Source organism: Tatumella morbirosei (assembly GCF_000757425.2).
In the GTDB taxonomy this organism is placed as follows: Bacteria; Pseudomonadota; Gammaproteobacteria; order Enterobacterales; family Enterobacteriaceae; genus Tatumella; species Tatumella morbirosei.
This window is the reverse complement of record NZ_JPKR02000003.1, coordinates 1,773,675-1,793,246: the sequence shown is the minus strand read 5'-3', so window position 1 is coordinate 1,793,246 and position 19,572 is coordinate 1,773,675. Positions and strand designations below refer to the sequence as shown.

General features: G+C 52.8%; 17 protein-coding genes. 14 read left to right on the top strand and 3 right to left on the bottom strand.

Annotated elements, in window-relative coordinates; genetic code table 11:
- Nucleotides 1–99: 99 nt before the first annotated feature.
- The 6 genes from gabT (at nucleotide 100) to argE (ending at nucleotide 6,467) form a co-directional block, all read left to right on the top strand.
- Entirely contained in the window at nucleotides 100–1,356 is a 1,257-nt protein-coding gene (gene gabT, locus HA49_RS11030; protein ID WP_038023309.1) for a 4-aminobutyrate--2-oxoglutarate transaminase, read from the top strand.
- Nucleotides 1,357–1,495: 139 nt separating this feature from the next.
- Nucleotides 1,496–2,899, top strand: a complete 1,404-nt coding sequence (gene gabP, locus HA49_RS11025) for a GABA permease (protein ID WP_038023306.1) — start codon at nucleotides 1,496–1,498, stop codon at nucleotides 2,897–2,899.
- A gap of 142 nt (nucleotides 2,900–3,041) precedes the next feature.
- A complete protein-coding gene (locus tag HA49_RS11020) occupies nucleotides 3,042–3,803 on the top strand; it encodes a dimethylarginine dimethylaminohydrolase family protein (protein ID WP_038023304.1) in 762 nt (253 codons plus the stop codon).
- Nucleotides 3,804–4,199: 396 nt separating this feature from the next.
- Nucleotides 4,200–4,631, top strand: coding sequence for a RidA family protein (locus HA49_RS11015; RefSeq protein ID WP_038023470.1), 432 nt, complete (start codon nucleotides 4,200–4,202; stop codon nucleotides 4,629–4,631).
- A 14-nt stretch (nucleotides 4,632–4,645) separates the two neighbouring features.
- Entirely contained in the window at nucleotides 4,646–5,320 is a 675-nt protein-coding gene (locus HA49_RS11010) for a DUF1028 domain-containing protein (protein ID WP_038023302.1), read from the top strand.
- Nucleotides 5,313–6,467, top strand: a complete 1,155-nt coding sequence (argE, locus tag HA49_RS11005; RefSeq protein ID WP_038023299.1) for an acetylornithine deacetylase — start codon at nucleotides 5,313–5,315, stop codon at nucleotides 6,465–6,467. Before HA49_RS11010 ends, argE begins: the two co-directional genes overlap by 8 nt.
- Nucleotides 6,468–6,484: 17 nt before the next feature.
- Here the strand turns inward: argE and HA49_RS11000 are convergent, their stop codons facing one another.
- Nucleotides 6,485–7,393 (bottom strand): LysR family transcriptional regulator, encoded by a 909-nt coding sequence (locus tag HA49_RS11000; RefSeq protein ID WP_038023297.1) that lies wholly within the window; start codon nucleotides 7,391–7,393, stop codon nucleotides 6,485–6,487.
- Nucleotides 7,394–7,743: 350 nt separating this feature from the next.
- Between HA49_RS11000 and HA49_RS10995 the strand changes: the two genes are divergently transcribed.
- From HA49_RS10995 to HA49_RS10960, 8 genes are all read left to right on the top strand, one after another.
- A complete protein-coding gene (locus tag HA49_RS10995; RefSeq protein ID WP_038023294.1) occupies nucleotides 7,744–9,264 on the top strand; it encodes an amino acid ABC transporter permease/ATP-binding protein in 1,521 nt (506 codons plus the stop codon).
- Between the two features lie 61 nt (nucleotides 9,265–9,325).
- Nucleotides 9,326–10,102 (top strand): ABC transporter substrate-binding protein, encoded by a 777-nt coding sequence (locus tag HA49_RS10990; RefSeq protein WP_245610192.1) that lies wholly within the window; start codon nucleotides 9,326–9,328, stop codon nucleotides 10,100–10,102.
- 66 nt (nucleotides 10,103–10,168) lie between these two features.
- Entirely contained in the window at nucleotides 10,169–10,900 is a 732-nt protein-coding gene (locus tag HA49_RS10985) for a class II aldolase and adducin N-terminal domain-containing protein (protein ID WP_038023292.1), read from the top strand.
- Nucleotides 10,901–10,904: 4 nt separating this feature from the next.
- Nucleotides 10,905–11,888, top strand: a complete 984-nt coding sequence (locus HA49_RS10980; protein WP_038023290.1) for a 2-hydroxyacid dehydrogenase — start codon at nucleotides 10,905–10,907, stop codon at nucleotides 11,886–11,888.
- A 289-nt stretch (nucleotides 11,889–12,177) separates the two neighbouring features.
- The gene (locus HA49_RS10975; RefSeq protein ID WP_245610178.1) at nucleotides 12,178–13,077 is read left to right on the top strand and encodes an ABC transporter substrate-binding protein; all 900 of its coding nucleotides are present in this window, start codon (nucleotides 12,178–12,180) and stop codon (nucleotides 13,075–13,077) included.
- A complete protein-coding gene (locus HA49_RS10970; RefSeq protein WP_038023283.1) occupies nucleotides 13,074–13,985 on the top strand; it encodes an amino acid ABC transporter permease in 912 nt (303 codons plus the stop codon). Before HA49_RS10975 ends, HA49_RS10970 begins: the two co-directional genes overlap by 4 nt.
- Nucleotides 13,978–14,739, top strand: coding sequence for an amino acid ABC transporter ATP-binding protein (locus HA49_RS10965; RefSeq protein ID WP_038023279.1), 762 nt, complete (start codon nucleotides 13,978–13,980; stop codon nucleotides 14,737–14,739). The genes HA49_RS10970 and HA49_RS10965 overlap by 8 nt, the downstream gene beginning before the upstream one ends.
- A gap of 27 nt (nucleotides 14,740–14,766) precedes the next feature.
- Entirely contained in the window at nucleotides 14,767–17,073 is a 2,307-nt protein-coding gene (locus tag HA49_RS10960; protein ID WP_038023276.1) for a molybdopterin-dependent oxidoreductase, read from the top strand.
- A gap of 24 nt (nucleotides 17,074–17,097) precedes the next feature.
- On the opposite strand, the gene HA49_RS10955 is transcribed toward HA49_RS10960, so the two are convergent.
- Nucleotides 17,098–18,417: an MmgE/PrpD family protein gene (locus HA49_RS10955; RefSeq protein WP_038023275.1), complete on the bottom strand. Its 1,320-nt coding sequence runs from the start codon at nucleotides 18,415–18,417 to the stop codon at nucleotides 17,098–17,100.
- Nucleotides 18,414–19,571 (bottom strand): amidohydrolase, encoded by a 1,158-nt coding sequence (locus HA49_RS10950; protein ID WP_038023272.1) that lies wholly within the window; start codon nucleotides 19,569–19,571, stop codon nucleotides 18,414–18,416. Before HA49_RS10950 ends, HA49_RS10955 begins: the two co-directional genes overlap by 4 nt.
- Between the last annotated feature and the right edge of the window lies 1 nt (nucleotide 19,572).

Here is a 19,572-nt window from a genome sequence, read left to right as displayed (position 1 = left end):
TTTTGCACTCAAATGGTTCTGGAAAGTACACCAAATGGCGGGATAAATAAAAGCAGTTTTATAACAAAAAACACGCCAAACTTACGAGGCAGATATAACATGAGTGACTCAAAAAACGCATTAAACCAAAGAAAACAAAACGCTCTGCCGCGTGGTAATGCGGTGATGTGTGACTGGTTTGTCAGTAGCGCCGAAAATGCCACCTTGCGGGATACAGAAGGTCGTGAGGTGATTGATTTTGCAGGGGGGATTGCGGTACTGAATACCGGTCACCGTCACCCGAAAGTGGTGGCTGCAGTCGCTGAACAGTTGCAGAAATTTACCCATACCGCCTTTCAGATTGTGCCTTATGAGAGTTACATCTCGCTGGCAGAACGTATTAACCAACGTGTTCCGGTGGAAGGTCCGGCAAAAACTGCATTTTTCTCCACCGGAGCTGAAGCGGTAGAAAACGCCGTGAAAATCGCCCGCGCTTATACCGGCCGTCACGGGGTCATCACTTTCGGAGGATCATTCCACGGACGCACCATGATGACCATGGCGATGACCGGCAAAGTGGCTCCCTATAAACAAGACTTTGGTCCTATGGTCCCTTCGGTTTACCACGCCCGTTTCCCGGTGGAGAATGAGGTCACTGTCGGCCAGGCACTTAGCAGTCTTGAAGATATTTTCCACTACGACATTGCGCCGCATAACGTTGCTGCCATCGTGCTGGAGCCTGTGCAGGGTGAAGGTGGATTCCGTGTGGCACCAGAGGAGTTTATGACCGCACTGCGTAAACTGGCTGACCAGCACGGTATCCTGTTGATTGCTGACGAAGTTCAGACAGGGTTTGCCCGTACAGGAACACTGTTTGCGATGGAAAACTTCAGCGTGAAGCCGGATATCATTACTATGGCGAAAAGCCTGGCTGGTGGGTTCCCGCTGTCTGCCGTTTCCGGAAGGGCGGAAGTGATGGATGCTCCTAACCCTGGAGGGCTGGGGGGGACATACGCGGGTAACCCGCTGTCGATCGCGGCGGCGCATGCTGTCCTGGATGTGATTGACGAAGAAAAACTTTGCCAGCGTTCACTGCAACTGGGCAGTGAACTGGTGAGTTGTCTGCAGGAACTACAACCACACTGTGCGGCCATCAAAGAAGTTCGCGGACTGGGCTCAATGGTCGCGGCCGAATTCCACGATACGTCGATAGCCCGTCAGGTACAGGCGGCGGCGATGGAACAGGGACTACTGTTGCTGACCTGCGGTCAGAAAGGCAATGTTATTCGCTTCCTTTATCCACTGACCATTCCTGCCGACCAATTCCGTCAGGCACTGGGTATTTTGACCCGTGCATTACAGCAATATGCTGTCTGATTCATAAATTTTCGCAGTACAGGGTGTTCTCCCGGAGACCGTTCCTCTCCGGGAAGTTTATTACCTCTATTCCCGACCAACTTCGGCGTATTCAGCAATCAGGGGTATTCCGACTAATAATATTATGATGAGGGAAATCATGAGCATTACTTCTCCAAACACAGACTCACTCTCTCCGGGACTGAAATCCCGGCATATCCGTATGCTGTCCATTGCCGGTGTCATTGGCGTGGGCCTGTTTGTGGGGTCCGGCCATGCGATTGCCGAAGCCGGTCCGGCAGTATTGATTGCCTATCTGATAGCCGGCGGTCTGGTCGTCTTAATTATGCGTATGCTGGCGGAAATGGCTGTCAGCTCACCGGACTCCGGCTCGTTTTCAACTTATGCCCAGCGGGCGTTAGGCCGTTGGGCGGGATTTACCATTGGCTGGTTGTACTGGTGGTTTTGGGTACTGGTGATTCCACTGGAGGCCAATGCCGCAGCGACCATTCTCAATAGCTGGTTTCCACAGGTGGCTATCTGGCAGTTCACACTGGCTATCACTCTGATTCTGACAATCAGTAACCTGTTCAGTGTTAAACATTATGGTGAATTTGAGTTCTGGCTGGCACTGGTCAAAGTCGCTGCCATCGTGGTTTTCCTGGTGCTGGGATGCGTGGCTATATTTGGTCTGATGCCCGGGAGTCAGGTCAGCGGTATGAGCCATCTGTATGACACCGGCGGGTTTATGCCGCATGGTTTCGGGGCTGTACTGGCGGCAATACTCACCACAATGTTCTCTTTTATGGGTACCGAGATTGTCACCATTGCGGCAGCAGAATCTAAAAACCCGGGCAGTGAAATTTCGAAAGCCACCAATTCGGTGATCTGGCGTATCTCATTATTTTATCTGCTGTCCATTCTGTTTATTGTTTCGCTGGTCCCCTGGAACAACCCTTCGCTTGCCAGTAAAGGTTCTTATCAGACGGTGCTGGAGATGATGAACATCCCGCATGCACGGCTGATTGTGGATATCGTGGTACTGACGGCGGTGTGTAGCTGTCTTAACTCGGCACTGTATACCTCTTCACGAATGCTCTATTCGTTGGCTACCCGCCGCGATGCTCCGGCGGCAGCGGCGAAAACCAGTGCAGCGGGTACCCCCTGGGTTGCGGTTCTGCTCTCTACCGCCGCCGCCTTCCTGGCGGTATTCGCCAACTATGTCGCCCCGGCAGAGGTGTTTAATTTCCTGCTGGCAAGTTCCGGTGCTATTGCCCTGCTGGTGTATCTGGTAATCGCCTGCTCTCAGTTGGTGATGCGTAAACGGATGGAATCCCGCGGAGAACTTCCTTCCTTTAAGATGTGGTTGTTTCCCGGCCTGACCTGGTGTGTCATTGTTGTGATTATCGGCATCTTGTGTTCAATGCTGTTTATGCCCGCCCATCGCATCGAAATTATAGCGACCGGGATACTGGCAGTGCTGGTAGTCATCGCCGGAATGGTCCTGAACTCTCGTCAGCGTAACCGCCAGCGATTACCCGACGGGCAGCGCAGCGGTATATAACCCCGGTGAAACAGAAAAAAAAGTAAACTGTCATACCGCAGACCGAAGAGCTGCGGTATTTTTATCGGGCACTCACCCTATTGTTAAGATGATTCGCCGATTTTTTTATCGTTAACCTCAGTTTTCTATAAAAGGATAAAGAATGCATTTTACTCAGGTCATCACCCGACTCCCTGCTTTAAATTGTGCCCGTGGGGAAACCACTGCCTCGGAAGGATTGCCTGACAGCACCAGAACCCGTCAGCAATTCTTTCGTTATATTGAAGTCATGCTGGAACAAGGGCTGCGTGTCACATTATTACCTGCCGAGCCGGACTACCCTGATGCGCATTTTGTTGAAGACCCTGCGGTCATTATCCCTGAACTGGCGATTATGACTCACCCGGGAGCGATCAGCCGTCAGGGGGAAGAAGAGTTGCTGGCCGCCGAGCTGGCAAAATACCGGCCGCTGTACCGGATGAGCCGCGATGGGCATCTGGAGGGCGGGGATGTGATGTTGGTGGGCAAACGGTTCTTTATCGGTCTGACGCAACGTACAGACCAGGTCGCTATTGATGAATTCACCTCGGTGGTGGCTCCGTTGGGGTATCAGGTCACGGCGGTAAAAACCGTCAGCGGGCTGCACCTGAAAAGTGTGGTGAACTATATCGGCAATAATACCTTGTTACTCACCGCTGAATACGCAGAACTTCCGGTCTTTGCAGGATTTCAGCGTATTGTTATTCCTGATGAGGAAGCCTATGCCGGTAATACGCTGCTGATTAATGGTGCTTTGATCACCCCGGCCGGATATCCTGTCACACTAAAAAAGCTCACGGCGTTAGGGCTGCCGGTCGTGACAATCGATACCAGTGAATTTAAAAAAATGGATGGCAGCCTGTCCTGTCTGTCATTACGTTTCTGAATAGCAGGCGGCATCAAAGCCGCTTTTTTCTACAGGAAGTCCCCTGATTGTGCCTCTCTGACTGTTTTACTCGTTGATCCTGTCGCGAGGTTGGCTGAAGGTATTCTGTTTTGCCAGTGTGCCCCGGTCTCTGTAAAAAAATCTGATAAGTATTTAACTGGGCAATCGCTATAAAAAAAATAATTTCTCTGTTGTTCCGCTCTGGCGATGATGGTAGTCAGGAAATTACCGGGAACGGCATCAGCGAATCGTCAGACAGACGGTGAGCAACCACTGAGGTCACCTGGTATCAAGCCGGATCAATTTTCTGCCGCTCCCCGTGGCATGCCCGCAGGGATGAGCGATTATTCCGGTAACCACCGGAAACTGACCGATGACTCAAAGAGAGAGAACATGATGAGTAAGCCAACCCATACCCGTATTCGTATGTTTAACACCAAAGAAACTTACCCGAACCAGTCGCTGAATAATGATCTTTGCCAGGCGGTGCGGGCCGGAAACACGGTCTATGTTCGCGGGCAGGTCGGTACTGATTTTGAAGGTAATCTGGTCGGGTTAGGTGATGCCCGTGCTCAGGCAGAGCAGGCCATGAAAAACGTGAAACAGTTGCTGGAAGAAGCTGGCAGTGATTTATCTCACATTGTTAAAACGACGACTTACCTGATCGACCCTCGTTATCGTGAACCCGTCTACCAGGAAGTCGGTAAATGGCTGAAAGGCGTGTTTCCGATTTCGACCGGGCTGGTCGTTTCTGCACTGGGGCAGCCACAGTGGCTGATGGAAATTGATGTTATTGCGGTGATCCCTGACGACCAACTGCCTGAATAAACTGAGGAGCGACCATGACATTCTCTATTGCTGCACGTTGCGCCGAAACCGGCCAGTTAGGCATTGCCATTAGTTCATCAAGCATTGCCGTTGGCGCACGCTGTCCATGGCTTCAGGCCGGAGTCGGGGCGGTTTCCAGCCAGAATATAACTCTGCCGGCACTCGGGCCACAGATTCTTGATCAGCTCGAAAAAGGAAAACAGCCACAACAGGCGATAGATGACGTTCTTTCCAGTCAGGGTTACAGCCAGTACCGGCAGGTGACGGCGATTGATGCTGAAGGCAACACTGCGTTCTTCAGTGGGAGTAAGGCCCTCGGAACATATCATGCGCTGGCCGGTAAAGATTGTGTGGTCGCCGGTAACATGCTGGCCGGAAAACAGGTGATCGAGGCCATGGCAGAAGCTTTTGAACAGAGTAGTGGCCAGTTGCCGGAGCGGCTGATCATTGCCATGCAGGCCGGTATAGCGGCAGGCGGAGAAGCCGGTCCGGTGCATTCTGCGGCCGTAAAAGTTGTCGGTGACCTGGTATGGCCGATTGTTGATCTGCGTGTTGACTGGGCGGAAGAGGACCCGATTGGTCAACTGGCAGGTTTATGGCATAGCTACCAGCCGCAGATGGAGGATTATATCACCCGGGCTATCGATCCTACCCGCGCCCCGAGCTATGGAGTACCCGGAGATGAGTGATGCCACCCGTGACTGGCTGGCACGCTTGTTATCCTTTGATACCACCAGCCGTGAATCTAATCTGCGTTTAATCGAGGCCATCGCTGGTTATCTGACTGAGCTGGGCATTGAATATCAGCTGATTTATAACGATGAACGCAGTAAAGCCAATCTGCATGCCAGGCTGGGGCCGGCTGAAGATGGCGGGGTGATGCTTTCCGGACATACCGATGTGGTGCCGGTCGACGGTCAAAACTGGACGACAGACCCCTTCAATCTCACTGAGCGTGAAGGGCGCTATTACGGTCGTGGCAGTGCCGATATGAAAGGCTTTATCGCCTGTGTGTTGGCCTCTTTACCGGATTTTCTGGCGCGGCCACTGCGGTTGCCGTTGCATCTGGCCTTTTCCTATGATGAGGAAGTAGGCTGTCTCGGGGTCAGAAGCCTGATTGAGATGCTCAACAGCAGCCCGCAAAAACCGGGTCTATGCATTGTCGGTGAGCCTACCGAAATGCAACCGGTATTTGGCCATAAGGGGAAGATTGCCATGCGTTGCCATGTTCAGGGCCATGCCTGCCATTCTGCCTATGCGCCTGACGGGGTCAATGCCATTGAATATGCATCGAAAATTATTCACCGGATGGGTGAGGTGGCAAAACAACTCACCCTGCACCAGGACACACGTTTTTCTCCGGCGTTCAGTACGCTTCAGACCGGGGTGATTCGTGGCGGCAATGCGTTAAATATCGTCCCCCGTGAGTGTCAGTTTGATTTTGAACTGCGCCATTTGCCTGACCAGCCGGGCGAACAGACCATCCGTAGTATTACGGATTATGCAGAGCAACAATTGTTGCCGCAGATGCGGGCGGTATCGGAAGAATGTGATATCACCTTTACTCCGCTCAGCCAGTATCCCGGCCTGTGTACCGATCCTCAGTCGGATATTGCCCGCTGGGTGACCGAATGGTGCGGACACCGTGGGCTAACGACGGTTCCTTACGGGACGGAAGGCGGATTGTTCGATGAGGCAGGAATTGCGACGATGGTCTGTGGGCCAGGGTGTATGGACCAGGGGCACAAAGCCGATGAGTTCGTGGCGATTGAACAACTGGCACAATGCAGCGCGATGCTGAGTAAATTGTGCCAGTGGATGCGTATCGCCAGTTAAACTGCGCCAGCGCTGGCTCAGGGCTCCTGAGCCAGCATCTCTTTGCAAAAATCAACAAACAGCCGTGCCGGCTTGGTCAGTTGGGTTCGGGTCAGCCAGGCGGCGGATAACCCGGAACCTTCCACATCTTCCCGAATCTGTATTGTCACCAGGGGTTTACCATCGTAGCTAAAGGCACTGTGTGGTTTGGTCACCAACAAAGCAAAACCAAATCCCTGACCGACCATTCCCCGAACCATCTCAATCGAGGGTGAGCTGAACACAATATTGGGTGTAAGGTCGGCCTGGGTAAACAGATCGACAAAATAGTTACGACTCGGTTGCACATCCAGTAGAATCATTGGCTCTGAAACCAGATCTTTTAGCGAGACTGACTGTTGCTGCGAAAAACGGTGATCCGCCGGCAACAAGACATAGGGTCTGGATGGCGGCATGAGCGGCTCGGTAGTGATACTCTTATCCAGCTCATGTTTATACAGCAGTGCCAGATCGAAACTGCCTGCTGTTAGCCCCTGAACCAGCTCATGTTGTTCACCGTCACGCAGAATAAATTCGACACCGGGATAGCGTTGTTTAAAACCGGCAATCAGTTTTGGCAGGATCAGTGGAGCGACGGTTTCAAAGCAACCAATATCAATCTGTCCGGCCACCACATCATTATCCGCCAGCGCATTCTGCTCAAACTCATGGGCCATCCGCAGTAGCTTCTGAGCTTTGCGGTAAAAACGTGCCCCGGAAGGCGTCAGGGAAACCCCCTGAGCATGATGACGAATAAACAGCTGTACACCAAAACTGTCTTCCAGCCCTTTTATTGCCGTCGATATCGATGGCTGGGCGATATAGAGCTTCCGCGACGCTTCTGCCACACTGCCGCATTCAACTGTGGTAATGAAATACTTAAGTTGCCGCAGAGTATAGTTTGCCATACGTCCTCTTTTATCATCGCAATTTCCTATGATAAAGCAATTAGCATGCCACCAAGCCATTACAAAAATTGTGGTTATTATTTTCCTGAAGGTAACCGAAAAATAACACTGTGGTTTGCAGGGGCATTATGATTAAGAAATGCTCAGTTAGTTTTTTTAGTGTCATGCTCAATATATTTAATAATTTTCATATATCCCAAAAGCCATGAGGATGAATATCAAGGAGACCGTCTCCATTCATCAGTGTCAGCCACGGTAAATCCTGTCCGGCATTCTGCCCTTGTAGTCACGTATGTAGTCAAAAGACTACGGACTGATACTGGCGTCAAAGAAGATTAAAAGGTGTGTATATGACGTTTGACTGGAACTATTTATTCAGCCTGTTCAAAGACAAAGATTTTTGGTGGGCTACATGGACCGTTATCAGACTGAGTGTGATGTCCTGGGTAATCAGTATGGTGCTGGGTTTTGCGCTGGCACTGGCAAAACAGTCTTCTAAGCCGGTTTTGCGTTTTCTGGCTAACCTGTATATCTGGTTTTTTCGCAGCTTACCCTTGCTGGTATTACTGATTTTTGTCTACAACATGCCACAGGCCGTTCCCTCGACCTCCGTGGTGCTGAGTAATCCGTTCTATGCCGGGCTGATTGCCATGGTGTTGAGTGAAACCGCCTATATGGCGGAAATCCACCGCAGTGGCCTGTTATCAATTAACAAAGGTCAGTATGAAGCAGGCAGGGCATTAGGGCTGGCTTATGGCGGTATTCAGTGGAAAATCATTATTCCACAGGCGGTCAGGGTCGCTCTGCCGGGCCTGGCGAATGAATATATTTCAATCGTTAAACTGACCTCGCTGGTCTCGGTGGTTTCTCTGACCGAAATTCTGCTGGTCGGACAGCGCCTCTATTCAGAAAACTTCCTCGTTATGGAAACTATGACTGCGGTGGCGTTCTACTACATCCTGGTGGTCACGGTGTTCGATTTCCTGCTTAAGCAGCTGGAAAAATACCTGGATGTCACCCGTAAAAAGGGGCAGGCCGTTCCTCAGGAGTGGCTGGATCTGGCAGAGAAACCGGTGTCTGTCATGGCGCCGCCGGTGAATACCCCGGGGGTTCCGGCCCTGAATGCCCATCGGTTGCATAAAGCCTATAACAATGTGGAAGTGCTGGGAGCAGTCGACCTGCAGGTGAAACCGGGCGAAGTAGTGTCGGTGATCGGTCCCTCCGGTTCCGGCAAGACCACCCTGATTCGTCTGCTGAATGGTCTGGAACAGATTGACCATGGCGAAATTGAAATGAATGGCCAGCCATTTATTCAGCTGAAACAGCAGGGGGCGAACCCACCGGTGTTCAGTGAAAATAATGCGCTGCGGCTAAATATTGGTATGGTGTTCCAAAGCTTCAACCTGTTCCCGCACCGTACGGTGATGGAAAACCTGTTGCTTGCACCGAAATATCACAAAACCGGCGATACTTCGTCGCTAATGCACCAGGCTTGTGCACTGTTGCACAAAGTTGGGATGCTGGAACATGCCTGTAAATATCCGCATCAGTTATCCGGGGGGCAGCAGCAGCGCGTGGCGATTGCCAGAGCTTTAATGATGCGCCCACAAATTATGTTGTTTGATGAACCCACTTCCGCACTGGATCCTGAAAAAGTGAACGAAGTGCTGGGAGTGATCGAAAGTCTGGCACAGGAAGGCATTACTATGGTGATTGTGACCCATGAAATGAACTTTGCTTTTGGCGTATCAGACAGGATTGTGTTTATGGAGAAAGGCCGGGTGGTGGTCGATGAGGCACCGGCTTTACTTCGAAATGGCAGCAATGCAAGGGTTACCGATTTTCTTAAAGACGTCACACTGGCGGGTTAATTCAGGGGTTGATATGCGTAATAAAATGACAGCAGTTAAACTGGCAGTACTTTCTCTGGGCATGGCAGCGGCAGGAGCACATGCTGACTTCCTACAGGCGGGAAAAATTGTCGCCGGTTCAGATGTGACATTTGCTCCTTATGAGTATATGAAGAATGATAAGCCGGCAGGTTTTGATATTGAGATGCTGAACGGAGTGGCCAAAGCCATGGGCCGTCAGTTGGTCACCCTGGACACCCGGTTCCCGAATCTGATCCCAGGCCTGAAAGGCAAGAAGTTTGATGTGACTAACTCAGCCATGTACATCACCCCGGAGCGTCTGAAGGTGGTGGATATGATCCCTTACCTGAAAACCGGGCAGAGCATTGTGGTATTGGCGGGCAGCCAGTTTAAGCCAAAGTCTGCAGAAGACTTATGTGGTCATAAAGTATCCGTGATGGCCGGGACTTCTTTTCTGCAAAATCTGCATAAATTCTCGACCGATTATTGCGTTAAAAATAATCTGAAACCGATGACTATCAGTGAATTCGGGACTGACCCTCAGGCGACCCAGGCGCTTCTGTCACACGCGGCAGACGCTCAGATTACCGATGTTGCCGTTGCACTGTCGGCGGTGGATAAGTTGAAAGGCCGTCTGGTGATAAGCTCCGACAAACTGCTGTATCCGCAACTGCTGGGTCTGGGGGTGCGTAAAGATGATCCGCAGGTCAAACAGGCAGTCACCGAAGGATTACAGAAGTTCAGCCAGACTGCGGAATACCGTCAGTTGCTGGCAAAATATAAATTTTCTGCCCCTACCGCGGAAGATATTAAAACGCTGATGCCGGCAGCCGAATAAACGGCCTTACCATCATCCCTGCCGGCGGCCCGGAGCTGTCGGCCCCCCTGACACGCGGAGAATGAGATGTCGTTAAGTCACGAACAACAGTTACGTATTGATTTGGCAGCAGTATTTCGCATTTGCGCTCAGCTAAATATGCATGAAGCTGTGGCTAACCATTTTAGTGCGGCAGTCTCAGAAGACGGCAAAAAATTTCTGATAAACCCGAAGTGGGTACATTTCTCCCGAATTAAACCGGGGGATTTGCTGCTGCTGGACGCAGACAATCCGGAAGATGGTAAGCGCAGCGATGTTGACCCGACGGCCTGGGCCATTCACGGACAGATCCATCAGCGGCTTCCTCATGTCAAAGTCGTACTGCACCTGCATCCGATCTACACCACCGCTATTTCCTGTCTGGAAGATCCGGTGATCCCACCAATCGACCAGAACACCGCCCGATATTTTCGCCGGGTCGCTGTCGATACTATGTATGGTGGTATGGCTGATACGGAAGCGGAGGGTGAACGCCTGACCAGCCTGTTGCAGGGACACAGTCGTTTACTGATGGGTAACCACGGAGTGATGGTCACGGCGGCGAATGTTGGCGAAGCCTTTGATGATATCTACACCCTGGAGCGTGCCTGTCAGATCCTGATTACCGCACTGTCCACCGGCAAGCCGCTACGGGTACTGGCGGATGATGTGGCAGAAAAAACGGCTCAGGACTGGGAAAAGATTACTGACTTCTCCCGTGAACATTTTGAAGAAATGAAGCGGATGCTGATCAAAAACGATCCGTCGTTTCTGGAGTAGTTCAATGAGTGCAGCCTCAGAGGGTCGTGCGGTAAACAAGGCCGTATTTTTAGATTATGCGTCGCTGGATTTTGGCGATCTTGATCCGGCGTGTCTTTACAACGTACTGCCTGAACTGGAACTGTACCCGCATACCGCCTCCACGGAAATCGTTGCGCGGTTGCAGGATGCAGAGATAGCGATTATCAGCGACCTGCAGCTACCGGCAGAGATTTTTAGTCAGTTACCGCGGTTAAAACTGGTATTGCTATCGGCAACCGGAACCAATGCGGTGGATTTAGAGGCCGCCCGCCGGCATGGTGTCACCGTGTGCAATTGCCAGGGCTACGGTACCCATTCGGTGGCTCAGCACACCCTGGCACTGATCCTGTCACTGACCAATCATGTTGCCCGTTATGATGCACTGGTCAGGCAAGGCGCCTGGGCGGCATCTGACCGATTTTGTCTGACGGATTTCCCGCTGACAGAACTTAACGGTAAGTTGCTGGGAATTATCGGTCAGGGTGAACTGGGCAGTAAAGTAGCGCAGATGGCCGCAGCGTTTGGTATGCAGGTCCGTTTTGCGCAGTTACCCGACCGTGACAGCAGCCCGGATAAACTGCCACTCGATTCCCTGCTGGCCGTCGCCGACGTGGTGTCATTACATTGTCCGCTGACCCCGGAAACCACCGGGCTAATTAACCCTCACCGTCTGAGTTTAATGAAGCGTTCGGCCTTATTGATTAACAGCGCCCGGGGAGCGTTAATTAATGAACAGGCACTGGCGGAGGCATTGCGTCGTGGGATTATCGGAGGGGCGGCAGTTGATGTACTGAGTCAGGAACCGCCGTCACCGGATAATCCGTTACTGGCCAGTGATATTCCGAATCTGCTGATTACCCCACATATCGCCTGGGGCAGTACCGAAGCCCGACAGGGGGCGCTTTTTCAGTTAGCTGAAAATGTCAGTGGCTGGCTGTCAGGTGCTGCGGTGCGGGTAGTCAGTTAGTGCGGTATTTTTATCTGCAAAACAGGGTTCTGTCATGACAGAGCCCCTTTTTTTGGGGTTTATCCCCGCGAGAATACTGCTTATTCTTAAATGGAATTAGAATAGCTTTTTTTGGAATTTGCGATTAATTTGTGATTAAAAGACAATGATCTTGATCACAACCTTGTGAGTTTTTATCATCCGCACGAGGTTTATAACTCGTATTTATAACGCGGGGCCCACAGCCCGGCGTTTTTTCTTTATTCCCGTTCGGGAAATACTTTGCAGCCCAACCAGGAGAATGATTCCGGTGAACAGATTTTTAAAAGGAATAGCTGTCGTCGTGTCAGCACTCAGTGCGACTACTGCTCTGGCAGCCGATCTCTCAGTACCGACTCACAGTTCTATTCAGGTTAAGGAAGATCCTGCACTGAATAAGCTATTACCGGCCGATATTGCTCAACGTGGTTATATTGTGGCAGCAACCAATCCCAATACACCACCCACCACGTTCTTTGAGACTGACAATAAAACCCTGGCAGGGCGTGAAATTGATGTGATGAATGCTGTAGGCCAGCGCCTGGGGGTCCAGGTGCAGTGGCGCAACAGTGGTGGTTTTGACAATATCATCCCGGGCCTGAAAACCGGTCGTTATGATGTCGCGCTTTCCAATATTAATGCCACCAAAACCCGTCTGAAACTGATTGATTTCGTCAGTTATTACGATGCCAGTAAGCTGGGGGTTATTTCACTGAAGTCCTCTGATATCAAGCCGTTCACTTCATTTGATGCACTGTGTGGCAGTCAGGTCGGTGCCGGTTCCGGGACCACCCAGGTGACCCGTCTGGAAGATGCCAGCAAACAGTGTCAGGCCGAAGGTAAAAAACCTATCCAGGTGGCAGTGTTCCCGGATCGTCCGGCAGGCGTCCAGGCCGTGGTCAGCGGGCGGGTACCTATGTTCCTGGGGCCCTATGAAGGTCTGATCTGGCAGGTGAAACAGATTAAACCTGCCACCATCAGTGGTGTGTTAACGGTGAATGATGCACCGGTGTCGGTGGCTTTCCCGAAAGATTCTCCGTTAGAACCTGCAGTCCAGGCGGCGCTGAATTCTCTGATTAAAGATGGCTCCTACCAGAAGATTCTCGACCACTGGGGAATCGGCTTTGGTGCCGTGAAGCAGTCGCTTCGTAATGAAGAGATCTTTAAATGAAATCAGTAACTGAACCGGCAGAAGAACTGAAAATTGTCGGTAAACGTTATTACGGCCGTTGGATTAGTGCACTGATCGTTCTGCTATGTATCGCGGGAATGCTCCAGTCAATGGTGAATAACCCGCGATTTGAATGGCAGGTGATAGCTGATAACTTTACCGAAGCGTCGATCCTGCAGGGGGTATTAATGACCCTGCAACTGACCGTGATCTCGGTGGTGCTTGGTTTCCTGTTTGGTACCCTGTTAGCGTTAATGCGCCTGTCATCAAACCCGGTGCTTTCTACTGTCAGCTGGGCCTATACCTGGTTCTTCCGTGGTGTACCGATGCTGGTTCAGTTGTTCCTGTGGTACAACGTTGCTGCGTTGTACCCGACCCTGTCCGTTTCTTTGCCGGGGCTGGGTGAGTTATGGAGCGTAAAGTCTAATACGCTGATTAGTCCCTTCACCGCGGCAGTGATTGCCCTGGTGATGCACCAGTCTGCCTATGCCGCAGAAATTATTCGTGCCGGAATCCAGAGTGTGAGTAACGGCCAGATTGAAGCGGCCCGTGCTCTGGGCTACCGTCCGGCGCAGATCTTTCGCTATACCATTTTGCCCCAGGCGATGCGGGCTATCCTGCCTCCGGCGGGTAACGAAGTGATTGGTCAGTTGAAAACCACAGCGATAGTCTCGGTCATCTCCCTGCAGGATGTGCTGTACTCAGCTCAGATCATCTATCAGCGAACTTACGAGGTTATTCCGTTGCTGCTGGTAGCGACGCTCTGGTATCTGCTGATGACGTCCGTGCTTTCCGTGGGCCAGTATTATATTGAACGTTATTTTTCCCGTGGGGTGACACGCCGTGAACCTTCGGGGATTGCTAAACTGCTGAGCCGGATGGCCCGCAAGGAGGTATCCCGTGGCTGAGGCAATTTACTTACGTAAAGTGACTAAGCGCTTTTCCGGTAACACCATTCTTAAACAGGTCGATCTGGATATCCCTGCCGGGTCAGTCACGGTTATCCTGGGACCTTCCGGCTCAGGAAAATCAACACTGTTGCGTTGTATCAACCATCTTGAAAAACTGGATGGCGGTACAATCCGTGTCGGCGAAGAGCTGGTGGGGTATCACCAGAAAGGCCATACCCTGCATGAACGCAGCAACCGTGATATTGCCCGGCAACGCCGTGAAATCGGTATGGTGTTTCAGCAGTTCAATCTGTTTCCACACCGCACAGTGTTGCAGAACATCATTGATGCACCGATGCGGGTTAAAAAGCAGGGGCGTCAGCAGAGTATTGCTCAGGCACTGGAGTTGCTGAAGCAGGTAGGGTTGGCTGGCCGTGAAAACGAATGGCCACAAAACCTTTCCGGTGGACAGCAACAGCGGGTGGCGATAGCCAGGGCACTGGCGATGAATCCGGGGGTGATGTTGTTTGATGAACCGACCTCAGCGCTGGACCCGGAACTGGTGGGAGAAGTGTTGCAGGTGATTAAGCAACTGGCACATTCCGGAATCACCATGGTGATTGTGACCCACGAAATCGGTTTTGCTAAGGAAGTGGCTGACAATATCGTGTTTATGGAATCAGGCAGCATTATTGCCGCCGGCCCGACCCAACAGGTACTTGATGATCCGCAAAACGGACGAGTACGAGAATTTATTGCAACGGTGCTTTAGGGCACCGTTTTTTTTACTGGCAGACTCATGAACTCATCAAAGAAAATGCACAGCGCCCATTGGGGGGCGTTTCAGGCCGAAATGCAGGAGGGAGAAGTTAAGGTCACCCCTTTCCCGGGCGATCCGGACCCCAGTCCGTTACTGAATAACTTTTCCAATGCACTGAATCACCCTGCTCGCGTGACCCAACCGATGGTGCGCCGGGGCTGGCTTGAACAGGGACCCGGGCCGGACTCACGGCGGGGCAGTGATGAATATCTGCCACTCAGTTGGCCGGAAGCTATCGAACTGGTGAGTCACGAGCTGAAACGGGTGAGTTCAGCTTACGGTCCTGAAGGCATCTTTGGCGGGTCTTACGGCTGGTCAAGTGCCGGACGTTTCCATCATGCCCAGAGCCAGGTACACCGCTTCCTGAATACGGCGATCGGCGGTTATGTGCGGTCAGTGAACAGCTACAGTTCCGGTTCTGCAGCCGTACTGTTGCCACATATTGTCGGTTCGATGGATGAGATTGCCCGTAAGGGCGTGAGCTGGCAGGAAATTGCCACGGATACCGACATCGTGATGGCGTTTGGCGGTCTGGCACTCAAAAATTCCCAGGTAGCCAGTGGTGGGATCAGTGAGCATACCGAACGTGGCTTTATGCGTCAGGCCGCGGCACGCGGCGCCCGGTTTATTTCGGTCAGCCCACTGGCCAGTGATTTGCCTGGTGAAGCAGAAGGCGAATGGCTGTCGATTATTCCCGGGACCGATGCGGCACTGATTATTGGTATCCTTTCTGTTCTTATTGAACGGCAACTGACCGACGAAGCTTTTCTGGCGGAGTATTGTGTCGGCTGGCCAGCGATGGTGGCCTATATTCGTGGTGAAGAAGACGGCCAGCTACGGGACGCGCATTGGGCGGCGGAAATTTGTGGAATCAGCGCCACAGAGATCACCACCCTGGCGCAACGTTTACATGGGAAGCGGGTACTGATTACCGTCGCACATGCACTGCAGCGTTCTCAGCACGGAGAACAACCGGTATGGCTGGGACTGGTGCTGGCCGCCGCTCTTGGCCAGCCGGGTTTACCCGGCGGTGGTTTTACCTATGCACTGGGTGCGTTGGGGCACTATGGTAAGCTGTTTAATCTGGTGAGCTTTCCTTCGCTTCCTCAGGGACGTAATGGTATTGACCGTTTTATCCCGGTGGCAAAAATTTCGGATATGTTGCTGCGCCCGGGTGAGCATTTTCACTATAACGGTCGTCGCCTGACCTATCCGGATATCCGGCTGGTGTACTGGGCCGGCGGAAATCCTTTCCATCACCATCAGGATCTCGCCAGGTTGCGTCAGGCATTCTGCCGGCCAGATACCCTGATAGTGCATGAAACCGCCTGGACCGCCACTGCCAGACATGCTGATATTGTATTGCCGGCGACCATGACACTGGAACGTGAAGATATTGGTGGTGCACCGACCGACCGGCATCTGTTTGCCATGCATCCGGTGGCAGAACCGCGTGGCCTGGCCCGCGATGATTTTGATATCTTTACTGATCTGGCGCGTGCGCTGGGCCGCGAGCAGGAATTTACCGAAGGGCGAACTTCTCAGCAGTGGCTGGAAATGATGTATGGTCAACTCAGAGATAAACTGGCTGCGTTACAGTACAGTTTGCCGGATTACCAGACGTTTCAACAGTTGGGTATGGTCGAATTACCTCAGCACACCGAAAGTGGTCTGATGATGAAAGCTTTTCGTCGGGATCCACAGGGGGCGCCACTGACCACTCCCAGCGGGAAGATAGAGATCTATTCTGCGACGATTGCCGGATTTGGTTATGCTGACTGTCCGGGGCATCCGGTGTGGTTACCGCCACAAGAGCAGGCGGTGGCCGGAGAATCCTGCTGGCTGATAGCTAACCAGCCAGCCACCCGGTTACACAGCCAGCTGGATTTTGGCAATTACAGTCAAAGCAGCAAACGTCAGAATCGCGAAGTCTGTCGTCTGCATCCTGAAGATGCCAGGGCGGCAGGAATCAGTGACGGAGATATTGTTGAGTTATATAATTCGCGGGGGACGGCACTGGCCTCTGCCAGCCTGAGTGCTGAGATTCGTCGCGGGGTTATTCAGCTTCCAACCGGAGCCTGGTATGACCCGGTGGAACCCGGTGCAGTTAAACCGGTATGCCGGCACGGTAATCCCAATGTGTTAACCCGGGATGTGGGTACATCGTCTCTGGCGCAGGGCTGTACCGGGCAGATCACTGTCGTTAAGGTGCGGAAGTTCAACGGAGAATTACCGCCAATGCAGGCGTTTATTCCGCCTGCCGGGGCTGTCGGCCAGTTCGCCTGAGGCTGGCTCAGGCGGTAAGGTCGATTATGCCAGTAAGGCGTCAATCAAACGGCTAAGTTGCCGGCTGTCATTCAGCCGGCAATCGTCAACCACCTGCTGTCGGCGGTCTGCCGTTTCCTGCTGCAATGCCAGAGCGAGTTTTTCCCGCACTTTCACCGGTTCTGCCAGCGACTCCTGACGGGTTCGCCGGCAACTGAGCTGTCGTCCGTCGGTCAGAAACAGACTGACTTCATGAAAACGCAGTGCCGGATTAATGGCATCCGGTGGCGCGGTTTCGTCGGGTGTGCGACGCACTTTGCTGGCCAGGGCCATCACCCGCGGGTTGACCGGGCCTTCAGCAAAATCCGCCATGCGTAAATCATCGTACAGCAGCATCGCTGCGATAACATATTCCAGGCTGAACCGGGCTTCGATACCGTTATCAGGATGGCGGACCGATGCCGCGATATCACCGCCTGGCGGGAAGCTGACCGTGATGTCAGCGGTTAATGCCAGTAACTGGTCGATATTTCCCTGCTCACTCACCCACTGGCGGCGAAGAATCCGTGCAGCTTCTGCGGCACTGTGGGTACCACTGCAGGTGGCAAAAGGTTTAAATTCCAGCCCTGGCCTGGTGATACGCCAGGGCATTCCCCAGTCTGCCGTCAGTTTTTTGGGGAGTGCCTGATCATTGCTGGTGGCAGAAAGAAAAGACTCAATCACTCCCCGGGGTTGCCCGTCAAATCCGGCCAGTGCCAGTTGAGTCGCTCTGACTGCCCGTTCAGCAGCGAGTCCGGCATGCAGTGGTTTTACCGCTGAACCAAACTCAGCTCTTAATCCACTGGCTTGCGTGGCGGCTATCCCCAATAACACACGGGTCTGAGCCAGAGTCGCCCGGCTCAGACGGGCAAGTGCTGCCGCTGCGGCCAGGGTGCCGAGTGTCGCGGTATTATGATAGCCACGGGTATAATGTTGCTGGGTAGCGGCCAGCCCCAGTCTGCCTGCCATTTCCACACCGACGATATAGGCATCAAGAAACTCCTCAACGCTGTATGACGGCTGAAGACTGCACCAGGCAATCAGGGCCGGCAGAATCACCGTGGTGGGGTGGCCCCGAAAATCGGCATGAAAATCATCATAATCCAGGGCATGGCCCGCATAGCCGAGCAACAGAGCACGCTGTGCAATGGACTGCTCCGGATACACTTGTCTGAGTATCGGCAGACCGGAATCCGGAACCTGCTGATGCATCAGGGGCCAGCAGACGGCAATGAAATCACAGACCCCGTCCCGTGCATCCTGCCGTGCCTGTTCGTCAGGCTGGCTGCCGATAATTTTCTCTGCCAGCCGTTCAGTGATGTTCACTGTGCGGACTCCTGCGGCAGGTTCAGTGCGCGTTCTGCCAACTGTGCCAGATAGTGTGAGGTCGGCAACAGCACCTGATCATTGATACGAAATGCCGGATGGTGCAGGGCATATTGCTCCCCGGTGCCGACCATCACGAATGCTCCGGGAAGTTGCAACTGGTAGAAAGCGAAGTCTTCACCAATCGGGCTGGCTTCAACGACCCGGGCTTCAAAGCCACATTCAGCCGCCTGTTCCAGGGCAAAGTCAGCCCAACGGGCATCGTTAATCACCGAAGGAGGACCAGCCTGCCAGTCGAGACTGATATCGGCATCAAACGCGGCGGCGAAGCCATCCAGAATCGCGCGAAAGCGTTTTTCAATCAGTTGCCGGGTGTCCGGGGAGAAGGTCCGGACAGTGCCTTCCATCCAGGCACTGTCCGGAATCACATTCCAGGTGCTGCCACTGTGAATCTGGGTGATGGAAACCACCGCATTATCCGATGACGGTGCATTACGGCTAATTACCGTTTGCAGAGCACCGGTCAGTTGCCCGGCAATAATAATCGGATCATTACCTTCATGCGGACGGGCAGCATGGCTGCCGATGCCTTTTATTGTGATACTGAAACGGTCAACCGAAGCCGTCAGTGCACCTGCTTTACTGCCGATCACCCCGGCCGGAAGTGTCGGGTCATTGTGCAGCCCAAAGATGGCGAAGGCTTCTGACAGTGCTCCGGTGTTAATAATGTCGGGTGCACCCTGTCCGGTTTCTTCTGCGGCCTGAAACAGGATCCTGACGCGGCCTTGCAACGCAGATTCATTTTTTTTCAGCAGAATAGCGGCACCCAGCGCAGCTGTGCTGTGAAAATCATGGCCACAGGCATGCATTACACCAGGGTTTTCTGAACGATAGTCTACGCCCGATTGCTCTTCGATGGGCAGCGCATCGATGTCTGAACGCAGCACCACCAGAGGCCCGCTGACGGGACCCACTTCGGCAACCAGTCCCGTTTTCAGGGGGAGGTCCAGCACCCGGATATCATGTTGCTCCAGTTGCCGGCGGATTCGTGCCGTGGTCTCAAATTCCTGATTTGAGAGCTCAGGAAAACGGTGCAGTTCATGGCGAAAAGCAATCAGGCTTTCGGCGAACAGGTCTTCAGTGATATCAGTCATT

Coding starts and splice junctions, on each gene's coding strand:
- gabT (WP_038023309.1), top strand. CDS start 100: ATGAGTGACTCAAAAAACGCATTAAACCAAAGAAAACAAAACGCTCTG.
- gabP (WP_038023306.1), top strand. CDS start 1,496: ATGAGCATTACTTCTCCAAACACAGACTCACTCTCTCCGGGACTGAAA.
- HA49_RS11020 (WP_038023304.1), top strand. CDS start 3,042: ATGCATTTTACTCAGGTCATCACCCGACTCCCTGCTTTAAATTGTGCC.
- HA49_RS11015 (WP_038023470.1), top strand. CDS start 4,200: ATGAGTAAGCCAACCCATACCCGTATTCGTATGTTTAACACCAAAGAA.
- HA49_RS11010 (WP_038023302.1), top strand. CDS start 4,646: ATGACATTCTCTATTGCTGCACGTTGCGCCGAAACCGGCCAGTTAGGC.
- argE (WP_038023299.1), top strand. CDS start 5,313: ATGAGTGATGCCACCCGTGACTGGCTGGCACGCTTGTTATCCTTTGAT.
- HA49_RS11000 (WP_038023297.1), bottom strand. CDS start 7,393: ATGGCAAACTATACTCTGCGGCAACTTAAGTATTTCATTACCACAGTT.
- HA49_RS10995 (WP_038023294.1), top strand. CDS start 7,744: ATGACGTTTGACTGGAACTATTTATTCAGCCTGTTCAAAGACAAAGAT.
- HA49_RS10990 (WP_245610192.1), top strand. CDS start 9,326: ATGGCAGCGGCAGGAGCACATGCTGACTTCCTACAGGCGGGAAAAATT.
- HA49_RS10985 (WP_038023292.1), top strand. CDS start 10,169: ATGTCGTTAAGTCACGAACAACAGTTACGTATTGATTTGGCAGCAGTA.
- HA49_RS10980 (WP_038023290.1), top strand. CDS start 10,905: ATGAGTGCAGCCTCAGAGGGTCGTGCGGTAAACAAGGCCGTATTTTTA.
- HA49_RS10970 (WP_038023283.1), top strand. CDS start 13,074: ATGAAATCAGTAACTGAACCGGCAGAAGAACTGAAAATTGTCGGTAAA.
- HA49_RS10960 (WP_038023276.1), top strand. CDS start 14,767: ATGAACTCATCAAAGAAAATGCACAGCGCCCATTGGGGGGCGTTTCAG.
- HA49_RS10950 (WP_038023272.1), bottom strand. CDS start 19,571: ATGACTGATATCACTGAAGACCTGTTCGCCGAAAGCCTGATTGCTTTT.